We start from the raw sequence: 21,824 nt of genomic DNA, 5'->3' as shown, positions 1-21,824 counted from the left end.
CAGGGATCAGGTTCTTCTCGTGCTCAGTACTTCCGTCAGTCTCACACCGAAGCGCGTTTCGTCATTTTCCAGCACGGTGATCTCACCCTTGCCGATGCGGCGTCCGTTGACCACGATCTCCACCGGCTCGCCGATCTTCTTGTCGAGTGCGATCGTCGCACCCTCCTCGAGTGTCATCAGGCCGGAGACCTGCATGCGGCTCGTTCCGAGCACGATCTCGACGTCGATCGGGATATCCATGATCAGGTCGAGATTGGCGTTGAGCGCGCTGCCCGGCTCCTGGTAGGCGGCACTGCTGGATGCCGAACCGCCGAAATCGTTGCCACCGAAGCTTTTTGCGCCGCCAAGGCCGCCAGCACCGCCACCGAAGCTTCCGCCGCCGCCGAATGTATCGGCCTGTGCTTCGAAACCACCGCCGAAGGACGGGGCGTCGGGCGAAAAATCACTGGTTGCGGACGCGCCGAAATCCGCATCGAAGCCCGGCACGCCACCATCGGCATCCGTCTTCAAGACGCCGCGCAGATCGTCGATGGCCTGATCCAGATCGGCGTCATTGCCGAGCGGCATCAGTGAGTCGTCATCGGTGAGAGGTGTCTTCTTCGTAGCCATGCGGTGATTATTCCTGTTGAAACTTGCGTCAGCCTGCCTTGGCGAAATAAGCCGGCAACAGGCTGGCTGCGGATCTAGCCTATCAGGTGTTGGAGAATCTCGTCGTCCGTGCTGATATTATCCTTTACGCGGACTGTATATCGCTCGCCGGAGCGCCCGAATTCGCAAGAATACATGTCCCGGCCGTTGGCGCTGACCTGAACCTGGACATCGCGCTTGTCCTGGAAAGCGATCACGTCGCCGGCGGCGAGCCGCGAGATCGTTCCGAGCGTCAGCTTCTGCAACCGGATACGGGCCTCAAGGGTAACATGCGAGCGGCGGACTTGATCGTTCATGCGGTCCGTCCATTCTTGCTTGGCCTTGGAGGCTTGAGCCTTCGACTTCGGCGCGGTGACTTTGGTCTTCAGGAATGCGCGTTGAGGGATGACGAGTGCGAATTCGGAAGTGACCGAACCAAGCTCGAACGCCATGCGGATGGAGACGCCGAATTCCGGGCGCGTCAGATCGTCCGGCTTTGGGCGGTCTTCGGCGTTATGGGGCCGTTCAAGGCTTGCTTCGAAGCCACCCTGCGCGTTGACGCCGGAACGCAGCACGTCGGCGATCCGCTCGAAGACCATCACGGCGAGGTCGAGCTCGATATCCGAAAGCGGACGTTCGATGGGTTGTTCGATCGTGTTGGGGGCGGAGCCGAGCATCAGCTCCATGAGTGCGATCACGAAGGTGTTGCCGCAACCGAGCACGAAATTCGGCGACCAGTTGCGCAGGGATCCGTCGGAAAGGGCAAACCCATCGCCCAGATCGGCGATGAGGTCGGTCATGAGGCCGGACGTGCAGCTCACATAGGAGACGCCGATGCGGATGCCGGTTTCGCTGTGGAAGACGTCAGGCAGGAATTCCGCATAGAGTTGCGCAAACTCACTGCTGATCTTCTCGACGGTCTTCTTGTCGCCGAGACCTCCGGTCAATTTTGCCAGGAGCGCCAGGTCCATGCCCGACGCCGTTGATTGATTTGCTTGATTCGACGTCATCATGCCGCCTTTTCTCCACCAGGATTCATCATTTCCTGCTCGACTGAGTCGATCGAGGGCCGTTCTTTGTTGGAAATCGTCTTACGTCCGTATTCGAGCGCGACCTGCGGAACGGAGCCGTTCATGTAGGCAAGCAGGGTCTGCTTGACGATGATGTACAGGCGGTGCTGCTTGGTGCGGACGATCTTGATCTGCGAGGTCAGCGGGTTGCAGACCGAATAGGACAGGAAGATGCCGAGCATGGTGCCGACGAGAGCCGCACCGATGAGGCCGCCGAGAACTTCCGGCGATTCGTTGATCTTGCCCATCGCCTTGATAACCCCGAGAACGGCGGCGACGATACCGATGGCCGGGAACGAGTCGCCCATCGCGGTGATCGCGTGATAGGGCTTCATCTTGTCGGCGAACATGGTGTTGATTTCTTCGTCCATCAGCGCCTCGATCTCGTGCGAGCGGGCATTGCCGATGATGATGAGGCGCACGTAGTCGCAGATGAAGGCAGTCAGTTCCTTGTTCTTCAGGACCGTCGGCGCGGTCTGGAAGATCGGCGATTCATCCGGATTGTCGATATGCGCTTCGATTTCATTGCGCGACTTGGTTCTGAGGTCGCGCATCAGCGAATAGAGCACGCCGAGAATGTCGAGGTAGTTGCGTTCTTTCGGGACAGTGTTCTTGAATGCCTCTCCGAGCGCCTTGCCGCTATCCTTCACGACCTTCATCGGGTTGGCCATGATGAAGCCGCCGAGACCGGCGCCGCCGATGATCATGAGCTCGAAGGGCTGGATAAGAACGTCGATGTGGCCACCCATGGCCATGAAGCCGCCGAGAATACAGCCAACGGTGATGACAAAGCCGATAATAATATTCATCGCGTACCTGTGCCCGATCGTTTTCGTTTGTCTTGGGGATAAGGCGTCTGGCTTGCGTGAGGCTGGCTGTGAGGACGCTAATAGAAGCAGGCCCCGAACAGCTTCGCACAAGTCTTCGAGCCTAGTTCTGCCCACGATCGGACCGGATTGCCCGCTCCGCAGCGATGTCCGCCGCTTCCGCGGACTTAGGTAGAGCTATCGTGATCACGACCTATACCAGCTACGCAATGATCAGCCGCGACATGTCGAAGTCGCTGGAGCGCGTCGCCGAAAAGCCGGAAGTTGCGCGCGAGACCGAATATTACCTTTCCAAGATCGGCAGCATCAAGACCATCGACGACTTCATGGCCGATACGCGCGTCTACAATTACGCGCTGAAGGCTCACGGCCTCGAAGATATGGCTTATGCGAAGGCATTCATTCGCAAGGTTCTGACGGAAGGCACCGACAACGAGGCCGATTTCGCCAACCAGCTCTCCGACAGCCGCTATGCGCAGCTGGCCGAATCCCTGAATTTCGCCGCCTTCGGCACCACCGCCACCTCCTTCGACAAGGCCCAGAAGGGCGTCGTAGACAAGTTCCAGCGCCAGACGCTGGAAGAGGATGCGGGCGCCGACAACATGGGCGTTCGGCTTGCGCTCTATTTCGAGCGCACAGCGCCGACGATCAAGTCCGGGATGGAAGTTCTCGCCGACGACGCCCTTTCGGAAGTCATGCGCACGGCGCTGGGCATGTCGGCAGACATGATCGGCGCCGACCTCGACCGTCAGGCCAAGTACATCGAAGAGACGGTCAAGATCGAGGATTTCCAGGATCCGGCCAAGGTCAACAAGTTCCTCGAGCGATTCACGGCCATGTGGGAGATCAGCAATCCCAGCGAGAGCTACGATCCGCTTGCCGTCTTCAACTCCCCGTCGTCGAGCGGGATTTCCACGGATCTTCTGATCTCGATCAACAATCTGAAACTCGGAGGCAAATGATATGCAGTCCGGACTTTACGTCGGCATCTCTTCCCAGATCGCGCTCGAGCGTCGCTTGAACACGATCGCCGACAACATGGCCAACATGAACACCACCGGCTTCCGTTCCACGGAGGTCAAGTTCGACGAGGTTCTGAGCAAGACCCAGAATGATATCGGCGCAAAGGTCGCTTTCGTGACCCAGGGCAACGACTATCTGTCGACCCGCACGGGCGAAATGCAGCGCACGGGCAACCCGCTCGACTTTGCGATCAAGGGCAATGCCTGGTTCGCGATCGATACGCCGGCCGGCCAGGTGCTGACCCGCGACGGTCGTTTCACCATGGATGAGTTGGGTCAACTCCGCTCGATCCGCGGTTACGCAGTTCTCGATGCCGGCGGCGCGCCGATCCAGCTGAACCGCGACGGCGGCCCTCCGACCGTCGGCTCCGACGGCATCATCCGACAGAACGAACAGCCGGTGGCCAGCCTCGGCCTGTTCACCGCTGACGTTACCAAGGGCTTCGTCCGCCACGACAACTCTGGCGTCATCACCGTCGATACCCCGCAGCCGGTTCTCGAAGGAATCGAGAATTCCGTCGTTCAAGGATATCTTGAGGGATCCAACGTCAACGGCATCAGTGAAATGACCCAGCTCATCCAGGTCAATCGCGCTTTCGAAAGCATTTCGTCGCTGATGCGCGACAGCGAGACCTCGCTGGACGATGCGATCAAGACACTCGGCGGTTCCAACGCTTAAACGATAGGAAAGAGGGCCCACCATGATGGAAGCGGCTATCCTCGATGCAGTTAACGGCGGCAAGCTGGCCCAGCTTGCCGGTCTTTCGGCGCGTTATGCCGATCCGGCCTTCTCGGTCGCCCATGGGGGTCATGTCAGGACCATCGCTGCAGGACATTATACGGTCGCGGGCTTGTCGAAACACGTGCGGCTCGGCGAATTCGTCGCCCATCGCAGCGCGACCGGCATCCATCTGGGCGAAGTGGTTCGCGTGGAGCCGGACATCATCTATGTCTGCCCGATCGAACCCGGCGAGCCGATCGGCATCGGCGATACGGTGATTCGCAAGGGCGCCTTTCGTGTCGCGCCGGACGATAGCTGGTGCGGGCGCACGATCAACTCGCTTGGCGAGCCGATCGATGGCAAGGGGCCGATCGCACGCGGCCTCAATCCGCGTTCCATCGCCAATACCGCGCCGCCGTCGATGACGCGCAGCCGCGTCGAAAAGGGTTTCCGGACCGGTGTCCGGGCAATCGACATCTTCTCGCCGCTCTGCCTCGGCCAGCGTCTCGGCATTTTCGCCGGCTCCGGCGTCGGCAAGTCGACGCTACTTTCGATGCTCGCCCGGGCCGATGCCTTCGACAAGGTAGTGATCGCGCTGGTCGGCGAACGCGGCCGCGAAGTGCGTGAATTCATTGAGGATACGCTCGGCGAGAATATGTCGAAATCGATCGCCATCGTCGCAACCAGCGACGAAAGCCCGATGCTGCGCAAGATGGCACCGCTGGTGGCGATCACCATCGCCGAACATTTCCGCGACCAGGGCGACAACGTCCTGTTCATCGCCGACAGCGTCACCCGTTTTGCCCATGCCATCCGCGAGGTCGCGGTCGCTGCAGGCGAACCGCCGATCGCCCGCGGTTATCCGGCCTCCGTCTTCACCGAGCTGCCGCGCCTGCTGGAGCGCGCCGGTCCCGGCGTCGAGGGTACCGGCACGATCACCGCGATCATCTCGATCCTGGTCGACGGCGACAATCACAACGACCCGATCGCCGACTCCACCCGCGGCATTCTCGACGGCCACATCGTCCTCGACCGTTCGCTGGCCGAGGAAGGCCGCTACCCGCCGATCAATCCGCTCGCCTCGATCTCGCGTCTCGCCCGCAAGGCCTGGACCGAGGATCAGGAAAAGCTGGTCTCGCGCCTGAAATCGCTGGTGCACCGCTACGAGGAAACCCGCGACCTGCGCCTGATCGGTGGTTATCGCGCCGGCAGCGATCCGGATCTCGACATGGCGATCAAGCAGGTGCCGGTCATCTACGAAGTCTTGAAGCAGACGCCGGGGGAAAAGCCGGCGCTCGACGCATACGCGGATCTGGCCAATGCGCTCCGGGCGGCGGCCGGGCAGGGCAATCCGCAGTCGGCCATAGCGAGAAGGTGATTATTCGATGAGCGACAAGAACAATCAGGATGCGGCGGCTCAGTCGAAGTCGGAAGAGGCTCAGTCGCGATTAGGCGACAAGATCCTGGTCGCGACGGGTATCACCCTGGCCGCAGCCTCCGCCTTCTTTCCCTGGTACGTCTTTCTGAATGCCGACAAGTTCGGCATCCGCACCGAAGCGCTGGGCCGCACCCGCGACCTGCCGCCGGGCGTCGCCCGTTCGGTCGTCACCGTATCGCCGCTCGCCATGACCGACAGTTCCAAGGAGGACTGGCCGAAGCCTGTCGAGCCGATGGATGCGCTGACCACAGCCACCACATCGTCGCTCGGCGAGACCCGCAAGAATGGCAATCTGCAGGAAGAGCAGCCCTTTCCGGGCAAAGGCAACTTCCGGCTGCTTCACGTTGCCAACGGCCGCGCGCTCATCGAGGACGGTTCTGGCATGTACATGGTCCGGGTCGGCTCGGTCCTGCCCGATAACAGCAAGCTCGCCACGCTCGAACAACGGGACGGCAAGTGGGTCATCATTACTTCCAGCGGAGAAGTTTATCGGGATACGGGCGGGAGTGCTCGCCCGTAAGTCCGACGCAAGGTTACCGGCATAGTCTCCAGATAGAAGATGGAGACAAGCCTATGCAGCCGATTCAATTGTTCGAAATGGCATCCCGTCAGGCCGATTGGCTTTCGGTACGTCAGGAAGTTGTTGCGGGCAATATCGCGAATGCCAACACGCCGAAGTTCAAGGCCAAGGACATTACGCCTTTCAATTCGGTGCTGGACCGCACGCATATTCCAATGGCCCGCACTAACCCGGCCCATTTTGCCAGCAACGACCTCAGCGATGAGATCGACATCAAACCATCGGAACTGAACGAGGAAATCGGCGTCCAGGAATCCGGAAATACCGTCTCGCTGGCCGATGAGCTGACCAAGACGGGTGAAATCAAGCGCCAATACGAATTGAGCACAGGACTGGTGAAATCGTTTCACAGCATGATGCTGACGTTAGTTAAGAGGTAAGCAAATGGATCCGCTTTCAGCCTCCCTGAAGATAGCTGGATCGGGAATGGAGGCGCAGTCGACACGTCTGCGCATCGTTTCCGAAAACATCGCCAACGCCCGCTCCACAGGCGATACGCCCGGTGCGGACCCCTATCGCCGCAAGACCATTACCTTCGGCTCCGAGCTGGACAAGGCAAGCGGCGTCGACGTGGTCGAGGTCAAGAAGCTCGGCAACGACAGCTCCAAGTTCATCGAGGAATATGATCCGGCCCATCCGGCTGCCGATGCGAAGGGCATGGTCAAGATGCCCAATGTCAACATGCTGATCGAGATGGCCGACATGCGCGAAGCCAATCGTTCCTATGACGCAAACATCCAGACCATCAAGCAGACGCGCGAACTGATCGCTGCGACGATTGACCTTCTGAAGGCCGGACAATGATCGATAAGATTCAAAACGTTAGTTCGCTTTCGCTGTCGAACGGCATTGACGAGGTCGGTTCCACGAGCAGCTCTGTATTTGCTGGCGGCATCGCGACGACGCCGGGCCAGAATACCGGCATGGATTTCTCCAGCGTCATGGCCAACATGGCGACCGACACGATGAACAGCCTGAAGGGCGCGGAATCGATGTCGTTCAAGGCTATCCAGGGCAAGGCGAATACCCGTGAAGTCGTAGATGCGGTCCTTGAAGCGCAGCAGTCGCTCCAGACCGCCATGGCGCTACGCGACAAGATCGTGTCCGCCTATCTCGAAGTCACGAAAATGCAGATCTAGAGTTTGAGGACGAAGACATGAGAGCGCTTTCCGTCGCAGCAACGGGCATGGATGCCCAGCAGACCAATCTCGAAGTCATCGCGAACAACATCGCGAACATCAACACGACCGGTTACAAACGCGCCCGCGCCGAGTTTTCCGACCTGCTTTATCAAAGCGAGCGCGCCCAGGGCGTGCCGAACCGCGCCAACCAGGCGATCGTGCCGGAAGGCGCCAATATCGGTCTCGGCGTGCAGACCTCTGCCGTTCGCAACATCCATACGCAGGGTGAACTGACCCACACCGAGAACGATCTCGACGTGGCGATCGTCGGCCGCGGCTGGTACCAGATCCAGACCCCGGATGGCCAGACGCTCTACAGCCGGGCCGGTGCCTTCAACAAGAACGCCCAGGGCCAGCTGGTCACGATCGACGGTTATGCGGTCGTGCCGAACATCACCTTCCCGGCGGATGTCAGCGAAACGCAGATCACCCGCACCGGCCAGGTCATGGTCCGTATCGGCAATTCGGCGGATTTCACTGAAATCGGCCAGCTCACCACCGCCAACTTCGTCAACGAGGCTGGCCTGCAGCCGCTCGGCGACAACCTGTTTGCGCAGACCGCCGCATCCGGCGAACCGATCGTTGCAGCGCCCGAGGATCCGGGCTTCGGTTACCTGAAACAGGGCTATCTGGAGAGTTCGAACGTCGACGCCGTCCGTGAAATCACCGATCTGATCTCCGCCCAGCGCGCCTACGAGATGAATTCCAAGGTCATCACCACCGCCGATGAGATGGCAACGATCGTCAGCAAAAACCTGAAATAATAACCAGGAGACGGGCAGACATGAAGTTTCGCCGGAAAAATGCGATTGGCGCCGGGCTGGCCTTGCGGCTCCTGGCGGCTCTTCTTGCCGCAACGGGCTCCCCCGTCCTGGCCGGGATGGGGACGGCCGTCGTGCCGACCCAGACCATCTACCCCGGCGAAGAGATCACCGAGGGCAGGGTCGAAGAAGTGCAGATCACCAATCCGAATCTGGCCGGCGACTATGCCCGCAAGACCAAGGAAGTCGTAGGCATGGTGGCAAAGCGCACGCTGCTGCCCGGTCGCACCGTTCCGGTTTCGGCACTTCGCGAAGCCTTCGCGGTCACCCGCGGCAAAGCGGTTCGCTTGACCTTCACCATCGGCGCCATGACGATTTCGGCCTCCGGGTCGCCGCTCGAGAATGCGGCTGTCGGGGACGTCATTCGTGTCCGCAATCTCGATTCGGGCGTCACTGTCAGCGGCACCGTCATGGCCGATGGGACAATACAGGTGATGGCGAAATGAGAACCCGTTTCTTCCTCACTACGCTCGCCGTGATCGGCTCCCTGCTGGGGAGCGCGCCGGCGTCTGCCGACGGTCCCTATGTCGTCTCCGCCCGCATCAAGGATATCGCGTCCCTGCAGGCAGGCCGCGACAACCAGCTCATCGGTTACGGCCTCGTCGTTGGTCTTCAGGGCACGGGCGACAGCCTGCGCTCGTCTCCCTTTACCGACCAGTCCATGAAGGCGATGCTGCAGAACCTCGGCATCTCGACCCAGGGCAGCCAGTCCAACGCCAAGAACGTCGCGGCCGTCATGGTCACGGCCAATCTGCCTCCCTTCGCCAGCCCGGGCAGCCGCATCGACGTCACGACCAGCTCGCTCGGCGACGCGACCTCGCTGCGTGGCGGCACGCTGGTCATGACCTCGCTTTCCGGCGCCGATGGCCAGATCTATGCCGTGGCCCAGGGCGCGCTGGTCGTGTCAGGGTTTTCGGCGCAGGGTCAGGCGGCGACGCTGACCGAAGGTGTAACGACCGCGGCCCGGGTGCCGAACGGCGCGATCATCGAGCGTGAACTGCCGTCCAAGTTCAAGGACTCCGTCAACCTCGTCCTGCAGCTCCGCAATCCGGATTTCTCGACGGCGGTGCGTGTCTCGGACATCGTCAACAGTTTCGCGGCCCGCCGTTACGGGGGGCCGATCGCTGAGCCCCGCGACAGCCAGGAAGTGGTGATCGAAAAGCCGAAGAGCGCCGATCTGACCCGGCTGATGGCGGAGATCGAGAACCTGGTGGTCGAAACCGATACGCCGGCCAAGGTCGTGGTCAACGAGCGGACCGGCACGATCGTCATCGGTGCGGATGTGAAGATATCGCGTGTCGCGGTGAGCTACGGCACGCTCACGGTGCAGGTCACGGAGACCCCGCAGGTGATCCAGCCCGAACCGTTCTCGCGCGGCGAGACGGCGGTCCAGCCCCAGACGGATATCATGGCCATGAAGGATGGCGGCCAGGTCGCTCTCCTCAACGGTCCGGATCTGAGAACCCTCGTCGCCGGCCTCAACAGCATCGGCGTCAAGCCGGACGGCATCATCGCCATCCTGCAAGGCATCAAGTCCGCCGGCGCCCTTCAAGCGGAGCTCGTCCTGCAATGACCGAGACCCTTTTCACCATTTCCATATCCAAGACGCTGGCGCGCCGCGTCCTCGCCGCTGCGGCTGTCCTGACGCTGGTCTCCCAGGTCGGAGCACAGCAGCCGGCTCCGGTCACCGAAGCATCGACCAGCGACGAGATCCAGAAGTTCTGCACCAATATCGCCGATGCCGCGCGCGATCAGCGTTATCTCCTGCAGAAGCAGGAGCTTGAAAAGCTGCAGGCGGATGTCGATACCCGCATCAAGGCCCTCCAGGATCGGACCGCCGAATACCAGGACTGGCTGAAGCGCCGCAACGACTTCCTGGCGCGGGCTCAAGCAGGCCTGGTCGATATCTTCAAGACGATGAAGCCGGATGCGGCAGCACCGCAGCTCGGAGAAATGAACATGGAGGTCGCAGCCGCGATCATCATGCAGCTTCCGGCCCGTCAGTCAGCCCTTTTCCTCGCGGAAATGGACCCGCAGAAGGCCGGCATGATCTCGACGATCATCTCAAGCGCTTCCGACCCGAATACGTCGAAAGCACGCACTCCCAATGTTCCGAAAGTGCCCTCATGACGAAACGCATCCCTGCAATCCTCGCCGTTCTCTTGCTGGCCGGTTGTTCCAGCCAGACGATCAAGGAGATCGGCAATGCGCCGTCGATGAGCCCGATCGGCAGCGGCCTGCAATATGCGCAGGCGCCGCAGATGTCGTCCTATCCGAAGCAGCCGCGGCAGATGGCCAGTGGCTACTCGCTCTGGAGCGACAATCAGGCCGCGCTCTTCAAGGATTCGCGCGCCCTCAACGTCGGCGACATCCTGACTGTCGATATCAAGATCAACGACAAGGCGTCGTTCGACAATCAGACGGAACGCAACCGCAAGAATTCGACCAGCCTCACCTGGGGGGCCACCTTGAGCAATCTGTTCGGCTGGACCCCCGAGGCCGGCACGACCGGCGATCTCGGAACGGATTCGAATACCGATTCACAGGGCAAGGGCACGACCAAGCGGGCTGAAACCCTGAAGCTGCTCGTGGCAGCGGTCGTCACCGGCATCCTGGAAAACGGCAACCTGCTCATCAGCGGTTCGCAGGAAGTGCGCGTCAACCACGAAATCCGCATTCTGAACGTTGCCGGTATCGTCCGGCCGCAGGATGTCGATTCCACCAACATGATCTCCTACGACAAGATCGCCGAAGCCCGCATTTCCTACGGTGGCCGTGGCCGCCTGACGGAAGTCCAGCAGCCTCCGGTCGGTCAGCAGGTCGTCGATCTGTTCTCGCCCTTCTGACGAAGATCTCTTGACGTGAAGGTTTGAAGGCCATGGCGGATGAAGCACAGGCGGCCGACGCCGCTAAGAAAAAGAAAAACGGTACCATCATGGTCATCGCGGGCGTCGCGATCCTGACGGTGATCGGCGCCGGCGGCGGCTGGGTCGTCGGCGGCATGATCGCGCCCAAGGATCCGAACGCGACGAAGACCCATGAGACGGCGGCGGCCGGCGGCGAACATGGCGAAGCCGGCAAGAAGGAAGAGGGGCTGCCCCATATCTCCACGGAGGCCAACGGCGTCATTCTTCTCGAGCCGATCACCACCAATCTCGCCTATCCGTCCGAAAACTGGATCCGGCTCGAAGTGGCGCTCGCCTTCAAAGGCCCGCCGGAACTGCCGCTCGCCGAGAATATCCACCAGGATATCCTCGCCTACATGCGCACCGTTTCGCTGCAGCAGATCGAGGGCCCGCGCGGCTTCCAGTATCTCAAGGACGATCTCAAGGAGCGCATCGATCTTCGCTCGCAGGGCAAGGTCGCCAAGGTGATGTTTCGCTCCTTCGTGATCGAATAAGACCGGCTGCTCCGGTCAATACAAAAAGGCGGCGAAGCATGGCTTCGCCGCCTTTTTGTATTTGGGAATTTGTCTTTCAGTGCGCCCGGTCACGGGACCGGAGATCGCAACCCGGCGCATAACTGCTGCGCGCCGGGACCACCTCGTCTGTAGAGCCTCAGCGTACGCGCTTGAGGTAACCGTCCGGAGCGACGGTGACCAGCAGCTTGTTTTCGACATGCTTGTCGATGACGAATTCCGAATGGGTCTTCAGATATTCGTGCACGGCCGTCATCGGATTGTCTCCGGGACCCCAGGGCCGGTCGTTGGAGGTTTCCGCCGGCATGTTCTCGACCAGCGTATCGAAGACGACGCAATAGCTGCCGACGCTCGTCAGCGGCGCGTAGAGTTCGAGTTCCTTGAGGACGTGCTCGTGGGTGTGATTGCTGTCGAGGCAGACCAGGATGTTCGAATACTGCGAGGCGACCTCGCGAACCTGGGCGATGATGTCCTCGGCGATGCTCGATCCCTGGATCATCTCGATCCGCGGATAGAAAGGATGCGCCTCGATGGCAGCCCGGTTGTGGGCGCGGATATCGATGTCGATGCCGAGAACCTTGCGCTTCGGCCTGTTCGGATCGACGACTTCGCCCTTTTCCGCGGCTTCTGCCAATTCGATCATCGCGAGCATGGAAGCGCTGAGGATCAGGGATCCGCCGTGCGCAATACCGGTTTCGATGATCAGATCCGGCTTCACGGCCCAGATCAGCTCCTGCATCGCCACCATGTCCTGGGGGTACTGGATGATCGGCCGGCCGAGCCAGAAGAAGTTGTAGGAATATTTGGACGCCACCGACGCTTCCAAGAATTTTGCGGCCTTGTCCTTCAACTCGCTATTGCCGGCGACGGCTTCGACGCGAGTTTCGACTTCCTTCTGGAAATCACTCATGATGGGTCCTCTGTATGTCAGCGTTGCAACTTTGTTTGATTCTCATGGCAATCCCAACGCAGCACACCGGTTGCCGTTTACTGAAGGCAGGCTATCGCGGCTGATCACGCCGCCTCAAAGCTCTGCTGCCATTTCCTACCTTTTCAGCCCGACGACGCAAGGCGGATCCACCAGATTGTCGGGACGGGCGCCGAATCGTAAGAGATCGCGGCGACCATACTCGTCGGCCAACCGCTCGGCGATCTGCCGCACCGTGACCGGAATTCCGGAGCAGATGTTGACTGCTCCCGTTCTGTCGCCGAGCCCGATTTCGGCGATCTGCCTTCCTGCTTCTCGAACGTCCAGGAAGTCGCGGATCTGGTTGCCGCTCGTCAGATCGACGGGCTTACTCGCAGCAAGCTGGGCGCGAAGATAGGGAAAGAGACGCCGCTCGTCCTCGCCTTCGCCGAACAGATAGAAAAGCCGGCACCAGGCAAAGCTGATCTGGTGCAGCGACAGCCATTGCGACAGGGCCAGAAACGCGGCGGCCTTGGCGCCGGCATAGGGGCTGATGGGCCGCAGCGGCGTATCGGTGGCCAGCATGCCGACCGAGACGTCGTATTCGAAACACGTACCCACGCCGACGAAACGTTTGACACCCGCAAGAGCCGCACCTTGTGCGATGCGCAACGTGCCTTCGAGGCAGACGATGTTTTCCGGCGACTGCAGATATTTGCCGGGTTCCGCATACCAGGCGACATGCACGACCGTATCCACGCCTTCGAGCGCCTTGGCCCACCACTCGACCGATTCGCGGAACAGATCCGGCGTCCGCACGATGCTCTCGACAGCGGAGAGATCGCCAAGCCGGCTTTCCGATGATCCTTCGCGCAAGGTCACCCGGACGCGCGCACCAGCTTCGGTCAGCGACCGGAGCACCTGCCGGCCGACAAAACCTGTTCCTCCGGTGAGCAGAACCAGCGGCGTCATACGATCTGCAACTCCGGCACAGCCGTCACGAACTTCGTGCCCTTTTCGGCAAGCGAAGCCAGCTGCTGGCGGACTTCGGTCGCGATGTTCCAGGGGAGGATCATCACATAGTCCGGGCGGCGCGCGACGATTTCGTTGGGATGCAGGATCGGGATATGGCTGCCCGGCATGAACTTGTTCTGCTTGGCGGCCGCGGCATCGCAGACATAGGGCAGCAGGTCCGGCTTGACCCCGGCAAAGTTCAGAAGCGTATTGCCCTTGGCCGCTGCACCGTAAGCGGCGACCGTCTTGCCCTCGCGCTTTGCCTCCAGCAGGAAGGCGAGCGCATCGTTCTTGACCTTTTCGGCCTTGGCCTGGAAGTCGGCATAGGTGGCCGAGGTCTGAAGACCGCGGCGCTGCTCTTCGCCGAGAAGTGCGGTAACCGCCTCCGCGGTCCGGCGCGAGTCATCCGCATGGCAGCCATAGACGCGAAGACTGCCGCCATGGGTCGGCAATTCCTCGACGTCGAAGACGCGCAGGCCGGCCGCTTTAAAGATCTTTCCGACCGTGAAGAGCGAAAGATAGGAGAAGTGCTCGTGATAGACCGTGTCGAACTGATTGTGTTCGATGAGCCGCATCACATGCGGAAATTCGAGCGTCACCGTGCCACCGGCCTTCAGCGCCGCCTTGATGCCGCGCGTGAAATCGTTGATGTCGGGCACATGCGCATAGACATTGTTGCCGAGGATGAGATCGGCACGCTTGCCTTCCTCAGCCAGCGTTTTGCCGAGCGCTTCGCCAAAGAACTCCCGGCAGACCGGAATGCCAAGCGCCTCGGCGGCTTCGGCCGTGCTTGCAGTCGGCTCGACGCCGAGGCAGGGAATGCCGACCTTAACGAAATTCTTCAGGAGATATCCGTCGTTCGAGGCGACCTCGATGACCATGCTGTCCTTGCCGAGGCCAAGACGGGCGGTGATCATCTCCACATAACGGGCGGCATGCGCGAGCCAGCTCGTCGAGGCGCTGGAGAAATAGGCGTATTCGGCACTGAAGAGTAATTCGGCGGACGCATAATCCTCTGTCTGAACCAGCCAGCATTCCTCGCAGACTTGCAGCCGCAACGGAAAATAGACTTCCGGCTTGGAAAGGTCCTCGGCGGTCAAATAGGCGTTGGACGGCGGCGCGAAGCCGAGGTCGAGGAAATCGCAGCGAAGTGCGGTCCCGCAGTGGCGGCAGTTCATGGCGTCAGTCCCGTGAATTGTGATGTCAGGGTGGAATGGCCGCGATCTCGTTCCGACATTTCGGTGATCTTCAGCGGCCAGGCGATGCCGAGTGCGGGATCCAGCGCGTTGAGCGCACCTTCCGAACCGGATGCATAGGGCATCGAATGGAAATAGAGGAGTTCGCAATCGTCGGTCAGCGCCTGGAAGGCGTGTGCGAAACCTTCCGGAATCAACAGCGAGCGGCGGTTCTCGGCGGAAAGCTCCTGAGCATGCCATTTCAGGAAGGTGGGGGATTCGCGCCTGAGATCCACGGCGACGTCGAAGACCGCGCCGCGCAAGCAATTGACCAGTTTCATCTCGGCATGCGGCGGATGCTGGAAGTGCATGCCGCGCACGGTGCCTTGCCGCGCCGTCATCGTCAGGTTGATCTGAGCAACCGGCTTTGACCAGCCTGCCGACGCCAGTTCCTCGGCGCAGAACATGCGCGACAGGAAACCGCGCGAATCACCGAGATTCTGGCGTTCGACGAGTTTCAGGCCGGCAAGCGGCAGGTCGGTGACGGTGAAGCGGCTCAAGGGCGTGCCTCGTATTCGGCGATTTCGGCCTCGCAAAGTGAGCGGACGTCAGCGCCGTCGTTCTGCGCGCGATACCATTTCATGGTCCGGTCGACGGCTTCCGCCAGCGACCAGCGCGGTTCGATGCCTAGCATATGCCGCGCTTTGGCGGTTTCCAAGGCAAGCCAGCCGGCTTCGTGCGGTCCTTCGCTTCCGTCGCCATATTGCACCTCGCCGCGGCCGTAGGAGGCACGGGCGATCTCGATCACCTGGCGCACCGGCGCGGCCTCATGGCTGATCGGGCCGAAATTGAAGGCATCGCCAAGCGAAGGGTCGTCCCACAGCCGTTCGGCAAGCACGAGATAGGCCGAAAGCGGTTCCAGCACATGCTGCCAGGGGCGCTTCGCCTCCGGCCGCCGGACGCTGAGCGTCTTGCCGGATTGCCAGGCACGCACCGCATCCGGCAGCAGCCGGTCGGCCGACCAGTCACCGCCGCCGATCACGTTGCCGGCGCGGGCGCTGGCAATCGCCACACCCTTTTCGCGCAGAAACGAATCGCGATAGCTCGAAATGACGATCTCGGATGCCGCCTTGCTGGCGCTGTACGGGTCATGCCCGCCGAGATGGTCGGTCTCCCGGTAAGGAAAGGCATGTTCGAGGTTGCGATAGACCTTATCCGTGGTGATAGCGACGACCACGCGTGCCGAGGAAACCCAACGGACCGCCTCGAGCAGGTTGGCCGTTCCGAGCACGTTCGTCGCGAACGTGCCGAGCGGATCCTGATAGCTCGGGCGCACCAGCGCCTGAGCGCCGAGATGCATCACGATATCGGGGGAGGTGGCCTGCACGAGTTCGGCGAGATTGGCCGCCTCGCGAATGTCCTGGAAATGGCTTTCCTTCAGATCGGGACGCGCGAGCGCGAAGAGGCTGGGCTCCGTTGCGGGCGGCAGAGCAATGCCGGTGACTTCGGCACCGAGGCGTCCGAGCCAGATGGAGAGCCAGGCTCCCTTGAAGCCCGTATGCCCTGTCAGCAGAACGCGTTTACCCGCCCAGAAATTGCGGTCCGGACGAGCTCCTGCGCTCACGGCCAGATTTTCCATGGCGCTTTTCCGGAGGCCCAGAGATCCTCGAGCAGATTCTTTTCGCGCAGCGTGTCCATCGGCTGCCAGAAACCTTCATGCTCGTAGGCCATCAGTTCGCCCATCGTGGCAAGGTTCGCCATCGGCGCGGATTCCCAGGGGATGGTATCGCCTTCAATGAGATCGATGCATTTCGGCGAAAGCACGAAGAAACCGCCATTGATCATGCCGCCGTCACCGCGCGGCTTCTCGACGAAGCCGGTAACCTGATTGCCGGAGCGTTCGAGCGCGCCGTAACGGCCGGGCGGATGGACGGCGGTGACCGTCGCATTCCTGCCGTGCGAACGATGGAAGCGCACGAGCTCGGTGATATTCACGTCGCTCAGGCCGTCGCCATAGGTGAAGCAGAAGCTTTCCTCGTTGCGCAGATATTCGGAGACGCGCTTCAGGCGGCCGCCGGTCATCGTCGCTTCGCCGGTATCGATCAGCGTTACCTTCCAAGGCTCGGCGCTGCGGCGATGGACCTGCTTCTCGTTATAGGCCATGTCAAAGGTGACGTCCGACATGTGCAGGAAGTAGTTCGCGAAATACTCCTTGATGACGTAACCTTTGTATCCGCAGCAGATGATGAACTCGTTCACACCGTGGGCGGAGTAGAGTTTCATGATGTGCCAAAGGATCGGCCGACCGCCGATCTCGATCATCGGCTTGGGCTTGAGATGCGTCTCCTCGGAGATGCGGGTTCCCAACCCACCGGCGAGAATTACAGCTTTCAATTCAATCTCTCCGTAACTGACGGGCTATCCATTGAACGATGACCGTCAGCAAACCCTGCGATAAGGCTTCTCTGACGATCCGGCCAAACGCCTTCGCCCGCTAAAGCAAAATGGTCTTGATCAGATCGTCCTGGCTGAACACGAGGTTCGGCAAATAACCCATCTCTACGAAACGGTCCCGCTCTTCCGGCAAGTGTACCAGGATCGCAGTACTCTCAAGCTGCCTGGGGGAAGGTGCCGCCGGCTCGTCGATGATCTCCAGTCGCGAGGGGAACCTTACCCTGAAGAGCCGTTCCTTGAGGGTTGCGATGTCTGGGTATCCGGAGATGACGAGATTCTCGATGCCTGCGGTCACCGTCAGCTGCCAGGAAAGAGTCTGCAGCGCCGTGGCGAGCAATCCGCCGTCCTTGAAGGACATGACTTCCGGATGCTCGTCGAATCCTCCGAAGACCATTCTCGTATAGACTTCGTACGCCTTCACGTATTCGCGCATGCCGACGAGCAGTCGCATCGAGACGGCCATTCGCTGCAGCGTGAAGTTTCTGCAGAGATGCTCCTGCGTCGCGCGTTCGTCTGGCGAGGTACCGACCTTGCCGCGTTTGGATGCGAAATAGAGAAAGTATTCCAGGCCGCCGCGATACTGGTCCCAGCCGGTCGCAGCGATCTGAGCACCCCCTTGAACGCGATCGCGCTCGACGCCGGATGCGATGACCTGACGATAGAAGGGCGTTCTGCGGAAGGCGATATCGCCCTGGTCCAGGAAGTGGGCAAGCATGGGGAAGGGATAGAAGCAGATATCCCTGGGAACCCATGATGACCGGAAAGCGCTGGCGCGGTAGATGCCGATTTCAGGGAAGATGTGGCCCCGGAACATATAGTTGAAGACTTCGGCGAAGCTTTTCTGCGGAAAAACCTTGTCTTCGTTGACCGTGTAGAACAGTCCGCCCTCTACTTCGTTGATGCCGTCATACATCGCCCACGGCGCATGGCAGACCGTGATGTTCGGATTCTCGTCCAGGTACGCAACGATATTGGCGACTTCCTGCGGGATCAGGCGATCGTCGTCCGCGAGGTAGAGCATGTAATCGCCCCGTCCCAGCCGCAGGGCGCTGTTCATGTTGGGAATCATCCCCACATTTTCCGCGCCCCGGACGTAACGGATCGGCATTCCCCGCTCGAGGAATTCCTTGGCGACTGCGCCGGTATTATCCGTGGAGGCGTTGTCGGAGATGACGATTTCGTAGGGGAAATCGAAGCGAAAATCGCGATGGCACCGTTCCAGGCAATCGTGCAGGTGTTTCTCACGGTTGTAGGTAGGGATGCATATGCTGAGTTTGATGGAAGACACCGATTTTCCTCGACCTGATTTGCTCGAAAACGCAGCGGGCTCCGCAAGCAAGGGACGCTCAGCGGCAGATGTTCCGAGGCGCTTCCGATCGACGTGAGAGCCAGCACGGGGCTTTCCAGGCTCTGTAGTCCATTAGCTATTCCTGAGTTGAGGCTATTCAACCAGACTTGCGCCAAGCTGAATGAAGATCGCGCGGGAACCCAGCCATTGTCGTTTGGCCAGGCTGATGCGGCTTTCTGTGTACGAGCTCCCGGACACGGCCCGCAGGTGTTGACCTGCGTTGGCCAGGGTGACAATCGAGGAGGACGCAAAGGACCTTCGTGATCGCATGATTCGGCTGATCTACCTGTTCGTCGCTCTGATGGCGGCACCCGGGCTCGCGCTCGCCCAGCAATCGCCTGCGGATCTTCTCAATCTGCCGGTCGATGGTTCTGCCGCGGCGTGGATCATCCGAACCTTCGGACTGTTGACGGTTCTCTCCGTCGCCCCCGGCATCCTGATCATGGTCACGAGCTTCCCGCGATTCGTGATCGCCTTCTCGATCCTGCGGTCCGGCATGGGCCTGTCGACCGCACCGTCGAACATGATATTGGTCTCGATGGCGCTGTTCATGACGTTTTACGTCATGTCGCCCACCTTCGACAGGGCTTGGAACGAGGGTGTCCAACCGCTCCTTCAGAACCGGGTGACAGAGGCTGAGGCGGTTCAACGGATCGCGGAACCGTTCCGGGTTTTCATGTCGGCCAATACGCGCGACAAGGACCTGCAACTTTTCGTTGAAATCGCCCGGGAAAGAAACCAGTCGGTCGGCACGCCGCAGGCGATCGATTACCGCGTTCTGATCCCCGCCTTCATGCTCTCGGAAATAAGGCGCGGCTTCGAGATCGGCTTCCTGATCATCCTGCCGTTTCTGGTCATCGACATGATCGTAGCGGCCATCACCATGGCGATGGGTATGATGATGCTGCCACCGACCTCGATTTCGCTGCCGTTCAAGATCCTTTTCTTTGTCCTGATCGACGGCTGGAATCTGCTGGTCGGCAGCCTGGTTCGTTCCTTCAATTAATTGGTAGCAGAGCTGCTGAAATGGAAACGGCGGGGATCTCCCGCCGTTTCTGTTCGGATATCAGTTCTTGCGAGAGCTGAAGGGGCCTTCCCGCGGGGGGAGAGCCGGAACGCTGAAGTGCTCCGGCTTGGTCTTGGCCTTGGCCTTCTCCGCCATCATCGTGTAGGCGGTTTCGAGATGCCGGCAATAACGCTCGGCATCGAACAGCGGATGCGTGAAGCGATTTGCCTCCAGCCGCGTGCGGACTTCTTTGAGCTCTTCGCGGTTGTTGTAGTAGTGGACCGCGCGTCGAACGAAGTCGTCCTGATCCTCGGCGACCATTTCCGGCAGGCCGAGCGCATTCAGCAGGCTTTCGCTCACTCGCGATGCGAAATTCTTGCCTTTGTGGGTGAGCATCGGAAGTCCGGCCCAAAGCTTCTCGGACGTGGTCGTATGGCCATTGTACGGGTAGGTATCGAGACCGAGATCGGTCAGGCCGATACGGTTGATGTAGGCCGCATAGTTGTTGACGCGATCGCCGAATATCAGGCGGCTCTCGGGGATCCCCGCCTCCACGAAGGCCTTGATCAGATTCTTTCGGGCGCCGAAACGCTCGCGGCAGATCAGGAACAGATAGCTCTCCGGCGTTTCCTTGAGAACGCGTACCCAGAGGTCGATCGTCGCGGGCGTGAACTTCCAGTGGCTGTGGAAGCATGAGAAGATGAAAGCATCCTGCGGCATGTCGCAGAGCGACCGGTCGATCGGTTGCGGCATCGGGCGGTGGACCGCTTCGTTCGGGAAGAACGTTTCGGGCATCCAGACAACCTTCTCGTAATAGTTTGGGAAGGAGCTTTCCGGCACCACCGTGCTGTCGGCGATGAGATAGTCGATGTCGACGTTGACCACAGTGCCCGGATAGCCGAGCCAGGTCGCGTGCACGGGTGCAGTCTGCCGGTTCATCACGAATACCCGGTTTTCCGCCGTATGCCCCTGCAGGTCGACCAGGATGTCGATATTCTCGGCCTTGATGGCTTCGGCCGCCTCGTCATCCGTCATGCCGCGGATGCGCACGACCCTGCCCCATTCCTCGCGGATGGCGTTGTTGTCGTTGCGCAGCCGCTCTGCAGGAGCGTTGCAGAAGAGCGTGATGTCGAAGCGGCTCTTGTCGTGCGACTCCAGTATGCCGCGAAGCGCCTTCATGACGGCGTGTTCCGTCCAAAGGTCGGCTGAGAGATAGCCGACGCGCAATTTATGGCCCCAGCGATGCGGCATGTTATGCCTTTTCGATGCAGCATTCTTGGGCTTGCGTTCGCCCATTCTGGCGCCTGCGATGGCGTTCGTCTTTTCGTCGTCGCACCAGCGCAGATTGAAGAGCGATACCTCGTCGGCGATCGCTTCGAATTCGCCCCTGGCGATTTCCTCGAATTGGATAGGCTCGTATTTGCGGATGATATCGTAATCGAGGGCGTCCCTCATCGCCGAGAGGTAGAAGTTGCGCACGATTCGATCCTCGGGATCTTTCTCAAAGATCTCGAGAATGCACTTGTTCTCTTCGTCACTGCGGTCCTGGAGCCGGATCGAGCGGGCTGCAAGCTGGCGATGTGTCGGCTCTTCGCTTCTTGCAAGCGTATTGCGAAATGCTTCGGCGCCTTCCAATTCCTGGCGCATCAGGGCGCCGGACATCAGGACGGCCATGTCGGGATCGGCGATCGCTTCCTTGAGGAAGCGCGCACCCAGACGAAGAACGTTGATGTCGTCGTTATTGGAGAAATGAAGCCGCATGGCTTCGCGCATGTATTTCATCTTGTGGGGGGATTCCATGCCCCCGGCAAGTTGGAACGCCTGGGCGGCCTCGGTTTTCATCTTGAGCTTCAACAGCGTTGCGCCCAGGAGTGCGTAGTGCCTCGGATCCTTGTGGACATCCAGCAGCTTGTTCAGGATGCCCAATACATCGTGATATTCTTTTTTGTCGAAGTGGTTTTGTGCTGCGACGTATTGCCGTTGTATCTTCAGGGGTTTCAAGGCTTCCCGCTCCAGTAAAGTTGTGCCGGCGTCCCGGCAAATCGGCTTCCCCGACAATGGTGCCAAGCCAAGCTTGCATGAAGCCGACCTCGCTGAGGCGGATTGTGTTGTAAACCTTCGGTTAAACATATCGCTCGAACGGGTGTGTCCTCGCGGCGTTTAAAGAACTTAGCAAGGAATTGCTGCGAGATTTGGCTCACACGACGGGTTTGGT

At 60.4% G+C, this 21,824-nt stretch carries 25 protein-coding genes; 14 read left to right on the top strand and 11 right to left on the bottom strand.

Going from position 1 to position 21,824, the window contains the following annotated elements:
- Positions 1-6: 6 nt before the first annotated feature.
- The 3 genes from fliN to motA all read right to left on the bottom strand — a co-directional run bounded on the left by fliN (position 7) and on the right by motA (position 2,506).
- A complete protein-coding gene (fliN, locus tag PMI07_RS01875) occupies positions 7-609 on the bottom strand; it encodes a flagellar motor switch protein FliN (RefSeq protein ID WP_007759247.1) in 603 nt (200 codons plus the stop codon).
- Positions 610-683: 74 nt separating this feature from the next.
- Positions 684-1,637, bottom strand: a complete 954-nt coding sequence (locus PMI07_RS01870; RefSeq protein WP_037085369.1) for a FliM/FliN family flagellar motor switch protein — start codon at positions 1,635-1,637, stop codon at positions 684-686.
- Positions 1,637-2,506 (bottom strand): flagellar motor stator protein MotA, encoded by an 870-nt coding sequence (motA, locus tag PMI07_RS01865; RefSeq protein ID WP_007759233.1) that lies wholly within the window; start codon positions 2,504-2,506, stop codon positions 1,637-1,639. The genes PMI07_RS01870 and motA overlap by 1 nt, the downstream gene beginning before the upstream one ends.
- Before the next feature lie 200 nt (positions 2,507-2,706).
- Between motA and PMI07_RS01860 the strand changes: the two genes are divergently transcribed.
- The 13 genes from PMI07_RS01860 to PMI07_RS01800 are packed head-to-tail and all read left to right on the top strand — an operon-like array spanning position 2,707 to position 11,687.
- A complete protein-coding gene (locus PMI07_RS01860; RefSeq protein WP_024163487.1) occupies positions 2,707-3,486 on the top strand; it encodes a DUF1217 domain-containing protein in 780 nt (259 codons plus the stop codon).
- A gap of 1 nt (position 3,487) precedes the next feature.
- Positions 3,488-4,225: a flagellar basal-body rod protein FlgF gene (gene flgF / locus PMI07_RS01855; RefSeq protein ID WP_007759231.1), complete on the top strand. Its 738-nt coding sequence runs from the start codon at positions 3,488-3,490 to the stop codon at positions 4,223-4,225.
- A gap of 22 nt (positions 4,226-4,247) precedes the next feature.
- Entirely contained in the window at positions 4,248-5,645 is a 1,398-nt protein-coding gene (fliI, locus tag PMI07_RS01850; RefSeq protein ID WP_007759221.1) for a flagellar protein export ATPase FliI, read from the top strand.
- A gap of 7 nt (positions 5,646-5,652) precedes the next feature.
- On the top strand, positions 5,653-6,225 hold the full coding sequence (locus PMI07_RS01845; RefSeq protein WP_007759212.1) for a hypothetical protein: 573 nt from the start codon (positions 5,653-5,655) through the stop codon (positions 6,223-6,225).
- 53 nt (positions 6,226-6,278) lie between these two features.
- Positions 6,279-6,665, top strand: coding sequence for a flagellar basal body rod protein FlgB (flgB, locus tag PMI07_RS01840; RefSeq protein ID WP_007759210.1), 387 nt, complete (start codon positions 6,279-6,281; stop codon positions 6,663-6,665).
- A gap of 4 nt (positions 6,666-6,669) precedes the next feature.
- A complete protein-coding gene (gene flgC, locus PMI07_RS01835; RefSeq protein WP_007759209.1) occupies positions 6,670-7,089 on the top strand; it encodes a flagellar basal body rod protein FlgC in 420 nt (139 codons plus the stop codon).
- Positions 7,086-7,424, top strand: a complete 339-nt coding sequence (locus PMI07_RS01830) for a flagellar hook-basal body complex protein FliE (RefSeq protein WP_007759208.1) — start codon at positions 7,086-7,088, stop codon at positions 7,422-7,424. Before flgC ends, PMI07_RS01830 begins: the two co-directional genes overlap by 4 nt.
- Before the next feature lie 17 nt (positions 7,425-7,441).
- Complete coding sequence (flgG, locus tag PMI07_RS01825; RefSeq protein ID WP_007759207.1) at positions 7,442-8,230, top strand: flagellar basal-body rod protein FlgG; 789 nt, start codon at positions 7,442-7,444, stop codon at positions 8,228-8,230.
- Positions 8,231-8,250: 20 nt separating this feature from the next.
- A complete protein-coding gene (gene flgA, locus PMI07_RS01820) occupies positions 8,251-8,733 on the top strand; it encodes a flagellar basal body P-ring formation chaperone FlgA (RefSeq protein WP_007759206.1) in 483 nt (160 codons plus the stop codon).
- On the top strand, positions 8,730-9,860 hold the full coding sequence (locus PMI07_RS01815; RefSeq protein WP_007759205.1) for a flagellar basal body P-ring protein FlgI: 1,131 nt from the start codon (positions 8,730-8,732) through the stop codon (positions 9,858-9,860). Before flgA ends, PMI07_RS01815 begins: the two co-directional genes overlap by 4 nt.
- A complete protein-coding gene (locus tag PMI07_RS01810) occupies positions 9,857-10,417 on the top strand; it encodes a MotE family protein (RefSeq protein WP_007759204.1) in 561 nt (186 codons plus the stop codon). Before PMI07_RS01815 ends, PMI07_RS01810 begins: the two co-directional genes overlap by 4 nt.
- On the top strand, positions 10,414-11,133 hold the full coding sequence (flgH, locus tag PMI07_RS01805; protein ID WP_007759203.1) for a flagellar basal body L-ring protein FlgH: 720 nt from the start codon (positions 10,414-10,416) through the stop codon (positions 11,131-11,133). The genes PMI07_RS01810 and flgH overlap by 4 nt, the downstream gene beginning before the upstream one ends.
- Before the next feature lie 32 nt (positions 11,134-11,165).
- Positions 11,166-11,687 carry a flagellar basal body-associated FliL family protein gene (locus PMI07_RS01800; RefSeq protein ID WP_007759201.1) on the top strand — a complete coding sequence of 174 codons (522 nt, stop codon included), beginning with the start codon at positions 11,166-11,168 and terminating at the stop codon, positions 11,685-11,687.
- Positions 11,688-11,844: 157 nt separating this feature from the next.
- Here the strand turns inward: PMI07_RS01800 and PMI07_RS01795 are convergent, their stop codons facing one another.
- From PMI07_RS01795 to PMI07_RS01765, 7 genes are all read right to left on the bottom strand, one after another.
- A complete protein-coding gene (locus PMI07_RS01795) occupies positions 11,845-12,615 on the bottom strand; it encodes a cephalosporin hydroxylase family protein (protein WP_007759200.1) in 771 nt (256 codons plus the stop codon).
- A gap of 135 nt (positions 12,616-12,750) precedes the next feature.
- Positions 12,751-13,584, bottom strand: coding sequence for an NAD(P)-dependent oxidoreductase (locus tag PMI07_RS01790; RefSeq protein WP_007759199.1), 834 nt, complete (start codon positions 13,582-13,584; stop codon positions 12,751-12,753).
- On the bottom strand, positions 13,581-14,804 hold the full coding sequence (locus PMI07_RS01785) for a class I SAM-dependent methyltransferase (RefSeq protein WP_007759198.1): 1,224 nt from the start codon (positions 14,802-14,804) through the stop codon (positions 13,581-13,583). Before PMI07_RS01785 ends, PMI07_RS01790 begins: the two co-directional genes overlap by 4 nt.
- Entirely contained in the window at positions 14,801-15,361 is a 561-nt protein-coding gene (locus PMI07_RS01780) for a dTDP-4-dehydrorhamnose 3,5-epimerase family protein (RefSeq protein ID WP_007759197.1), read from the bottom strand. Before PMI07_RS01780 ends, PMI07_RS01785 begins: the two co-directional genes overlap by 4 nt.
- A complete protein-coding gene (gene rfbG / locus PMI07_RS01775; RefSeq protein ID WP_007759196.1) occupies positions 15,358-16,440 on the bottom strand; it encodes a CDP-glucose 4,6-dehydratase in 1,083 nt (360 codons plus the stop codon). Before rfbG ends, PMI07_RS01780 begins: the two co-directional genes overlap by 4 nt.
- Positions 16,422-17,195 (bottom strand): glucose-1-phosphate cytidylyltransferase, encoded by a 774-nt coding sequence (rfbF, locus tag PMI07_RS01770; RefSeq protein ID WP_024163486.1) that lies wholly within the window; start codon positions 17,193-17,195, stop codon positions 16,422-16,424. Before rfbF ends, rfbG begins: the two co-directional genes overlap by 19 nt.
- Positions 17,196-17,295: 100 nt before the next feature.
- Positions 17,296-18,543: a glycosyltransferase family 2 protein gene (locus tag PMI07_RS01765; protein WP_007759944.1), complete on the bottom strand. Its 1,248-nt coding sequence runs from the start codon at positions 18,541-18,543 to the stop codon at positions 17,296-17,298.
- Positions 18,544-18,871: 328 nt separating this feature from the next.
- Here PMI07_RS01765 and fliP point away from each other — a divergent pair, with 328 nt between their 5' ends.
- Complete coding sequence (gene fliP / locus PMI07_RS01760) at positions 18,872-19,609, top strand: flagellar type III secretion system pore protein FliP (RefSeq protein ID WP_007759942.1); 738 nt, start codon at positions 18,872-18,874, stop codon at positions 19,607-19,609.
- A 60-nt stretch (positions 19,610-19,669) separates the two neighbouring features.
- On the opposite strand, the gene PMI07_RS01755 is transcribed toward fliP, so the two are convergent.
- Positions 19,670-21,610, bottom strand: a complete 1,941-nt coding sequence (locus PMI07_RS01755) for a hypothetical protein (RefSeq protein WP_007759938.1) — start codon at positions 21,608-21,610, stop codon at positions 19,670-19,672.
- Between the last annotated feature and the right edge of the window lie 214 nt (positions 21,611-21,824).

It is taken from the genome of Rhizobium sp. CF080, assembly GCF_000282095.2.
Classification (GTDB): Bacteria; Pseudomonadota; Alphaproteobacteria; order Rhizobiales; family Rhizobiaceae; genus Neorhizobium.
This window is presented reverse-complemented; position numbering and strand designations above follow the sequence as displayed.

Bases quoted from the DNA above. Each gene is read 5' to 3' on its own strand.
- fliI (WP_007759221.1), top strand. From the start codon at position 4,248: ATGATGGAAGCGGCTATCCTCGATGCAGTTAACGGCGGCAAGCTGGCC.
- PMI07_RS01830 (WP_007759208.1), top strand. From the start codon at position 7,086: ATGATCGATAAGATTCAAAACGTTAGTTCGCTTTCGCTGTCGAACGGC.
- flgB (WP_007759210.1), top strand. From the start codon at position 6,279: ATGCAGCCGATTCAATTGTTCGAAATGGCATCCCGTCAGGCCGATTGG.
- PMI07_RS01785 (WP_007759198.1), bottom strand. From the start codon at position 14,804: ATGAACTGCCGCCACTGCGGGACCGCACTTCGCTGCGATTTCCTCGAC.
- PMI07_RS01870 (WP_037085369.1), bottom strand. From the start codon at position 1,637: ATGACGTCGAATCAAGCAAATCAATCAACGGCGTCGGGCATGGACCTG.
- PMI07_RS01800 (WP_007759201.1), top strand. From the start codon at position 11,166: ATGGCGGATGAAGCACAGGCGGCCGACGCCGCTAAGAAAAAGAAAAAC.
- motA (WP_007759233.1), bottom strand. From the start codon at position 2,506: ATGAATATTATTATCGGCTTTGTCATCACCGTTGGCTGTATTCTCGGC.
- flgA (WP_007759206.1), top strand. From the start codon at position 8,251: ATGAAGTTTCGCCGGAAAAATGCGATTGGCGCCGGGCTGGCCTTGCGG.
- PMI07_RS01795 (WP_007759200.1), bottom strand. From the start codon at position 12,615: ATGAGTGATTTCCAGAAGGAAGTCGAAACTCGCGTCGAAGCCGTCGCC.
- PMI07_RS01845 (WP_007759212.1), top strand. From the start codon at position 5,653: ATGAGCGACAAGAACAATCAGGATGCGGCGGCTCAGTCGAAGTCGGAA.
- PMI07_RS01815 (WP_007759205.1), top strand. From the start codon at position 8,730: ATGAGAACCCGTTTCTTCCTCACTACGCTCGCCGTGATCGGCTCCCTG.
- fliP (WP_007759942.1), top strand. From the start codon at position 18,872: ATGATTCGGCTGATCTACCTGTTCGTCGCTCTGATGGCGGCACCCGGG.
- flgC (WP_007759209.1), top strand. From the start codon at position 6,670: ATGGATCCGCTTTCAGCCTCCCTGAAGATAGCTGGATCGGGAATGGAG.
- flgH (WP_007759203.1), top strand. From the start codon at position 10,414: ATGACGAAACGCATCCCTGCAATCCTCGCCGTTCTCTTGCTGGCCGGT.
- fliN (WP_007759247.1), bottom strand. From the start codon at position 609: ATGGCTACGAAGAAGACACCTCTCACCGATGACGACTCACTGATGCCG.
- flgG (WP_007759207.1), top strand. From the start codon at position 7,442: ATGAGAGCGCTTTCCGTCGCAGCAACGGGCATGGATGCCCAGCAGACC.
- PMI07_RS01810 (WP_007759204.1), top strand. From the start codon at position 9,857: ATGACCGAGACCCTTTTCACCATTTCCATATCCAAGACGCTGGCGCGC.
- rfbG (WP_007759196.1), bottom strand. From the start codon at position 16,440: ATGGAAAATCTGGCCGTGAGCGCAGGAGCTCGTCCGGACCGCAATTTC.
- PMI07_RS01790 (WP_007759199.1), bottom strand. From the start codon at position 13,584: ATGACGCCGCTGGTTCTGCTCACCGGAGGAACAGGTTTTGTCGGCCGG.
- flgF (WP_007759231.1), top strand. From the start codon at position 3,488: ATGCAGTCCGGACTTTACGTCGGCATCTCTTCCCAGATCGCGCTCGAG.